The 1,364-nt window shown below is 61.7% G+C and carries 1 protein-coding gene; it reads right to left on the bottom strand.

The window, feature by feature from the left end; genetic code table 11:
* On the bottom strand, positions 1–1,363 hold a 1,363-nt coding region (locus CUC53_RS18365; RefSeq protein ID WP_100295417.1), incomplete at its 3' end, for a PhnE/PtxC family ABC transporter permease.
* Position 1,364 lies beyond the last annotated feature (1 nt).

The raw sequence follows: 1,364 nt of genomic DNA, 5'->3' as shown, positions 1-1,364 counted from the left end.
GGCCGAGGATGGTGGCAGCCCGCAGATTCATCTCGCCGCGATAGAGGCTGTAGGCGAGCCACTGCCGAGCCACTTGCGGAAACAGCGCGTACCAAAAACTACTGATGGCACCCGCCCCGCATAGGGTCAAGGCCTGTCGAGGCGTCGGGTCAGCGTTTTCCAGCGTCTCCACAAACAACCGCGCTAACACCCCAGTGGTGTGTAGGGTGAGCGCTAAAATACCGGCAACCGGCCCTAAGCCGACCGCCATCACCAACAGGCTGGCGAAGATAAGCTCAGGCACTGAACGCAACAGATTAAACAGCAGCCGCAGCGGCCAGCAATGGCGTGCTAAGCAAGCCAACGGCAGCGCTAGCAGGGCACTCAATAACGTGCTCAGTAGGGCCATTTGCAGGGTATCAAACAGCCCATTTACCACCGTCGACAAGAAGGCCGCACTCAGATCGGGTTGGAGAAACTCGGTAATAAACTGACCTAATCCGGCGACCGACCAGCTCAACATCCGCCAATCGAGCTGATAGCAGGCAATGACACTGGCCAGCCCAACCCAAGCCAGCAGTTGCATACCGGGGAAGCGCGTGTGGCGTAGCCAAGCACTCAGCCCATCCGCCAGCGTCACCAGCAGCAAAAAAGCCAGCAACAGGGTCAACACCTCACCACCAGCAAACATCCGCAAAGAGAGTTCGAGTTGTTGGCCAAGCCCACCCGCGCCGACAAAGCCCATGATCACCGAGGCGCGCAGGGCACACTCCCAGCGATAAACGGTATAGGAGAGCAGCTCTTGGCGCACAGTGGGCAGCACCCCATAGCAGAGCGCTTGCAGCCGACCGCTGCCCCCCAGCAACAAGGCGCGGGCCGGTTGCAGGGCACCACTCTCCATGATTTCGTTGTAGACCTTAGCCAACATGCCGCCATAACTGACCGCGATGGCCAAAATCGCGGCCAACGGCCCAAGTCCAGACAGGCGGACAAACAGCAGCGCCCAGATGAGCTCGGGCAGGCTACGCAATAAGATGGCCAGCCAACGACTGATCCTGCGCAGCCCGCTACGCAGCGGGCTTGGGATCGGGCCAAGCTCGGCCAGCGACAAGGCGCGCGAGCCGAGCAGGGCGAATGGGATCCCCAGCAGCAGGGCGCCAGCCAGCCCCAAGGTGGCCACCGCCAGACTTTCGAGGGTGGCGCTCAGGGTCAGCGCGAGAAAATCCTGATCAAGGCGAGGTGGCCAACCGGTGGCGAGAAAATGGCCCATCTGCTGCCAACTGCGGGGCTCGAACAGGCCGAGCCAGCCATCGGCCTGCTGCCACAGGCTATAAGCCACCAGCGCCAGCAACCAGAGCCAAGGATGGCGGCCAACTGCGCCCATC

Source organism: Aeromonas cavernicola (assembly GCF_002795305.1).
Classification (GTDB): Bacteria; Pseudomonadota; Gammaproteobacteria; order Enterobacterales; family Aeromonadaceae; genus Aeromonas; species Aeromonas cavernicola.
Note: the sequence above shows the minus strand (reverse complement) of the source record. Positions and strands in the feature narration are given on the sequence as shown.